This is a genomic window from Streptomyces capparidis (assembly GCF_054782095.1).
Genome location: NZ_BAAGTD010000145.1, coordinates 1 through 580 on the forward strand (window position 1 = coordinate 1; position 580 = coordinate 580).

General features: G+C 69.1%; 1 protein-coding gene. It reads right to left on the reverse strand.

Translation table 11 applies throughout. The features are described 5' to 3' along the window. Nucleotides 1-222: NAD(P)-binding protein (locus ACYVO2_RS37325; protein ID WP_461012573.1), on the reverse strand; the 222-nt coding region annotated here is incomplete at its 3' end. Nucleotides 223-580: the final 358 nt, after the last annotated feature.

Here is a 580-nt window from a genome sequence, read left to right on the forward strand (position 1 = left end):
CGGATGGCTGCTCGAGTCGATGAGCAGAACCTTCTTCCCCGCCCTGGCCAGGATGGCGCCCATGATGGAGCCGGCCAGCCCTGTGCCCAGCACGATGACGTCGTACTGGTTCTCCTTCATTCTCATCTCGTTCGCCTCTCGCCGCACGACGTCCCGATCGGATTTCTTTCTTTTCCGTCTTCCTGTTCGTGGTGCTCGTTTTCCGAGAGTAGCGAGCGGCATTGGCGAGAAACACCCGTATCTTTTCCGGTCGAGAAAGCCCTCGCACACCCCTACGGGGTGGGGCGCGGCACCCCGTACCACCCCGGTGCCGGGCCCCGGGGGCCACAGAGGTGCGCAGGTGCGGGGGCGGCCCGGCCCCCCGGGGGAGGGGGCTCGCGCGCCCCGGTGGGCACGCGAAGACCCCCGGGTCCCGGCGGCGGGCCGAGGGTCCCGGGGGTCTTCGAGGTGCGCCCGAGGGGTGCCCCGGGGTCACTCCATGGCCGGCTCCAGCAGGATGTCGTCGGGGAGGTTCTCCCGGCTGGTGATGTCGAGCTTGCGGTAGATGCGGGTCAGGTGCTGCTCCACCGTGCTCACCGTG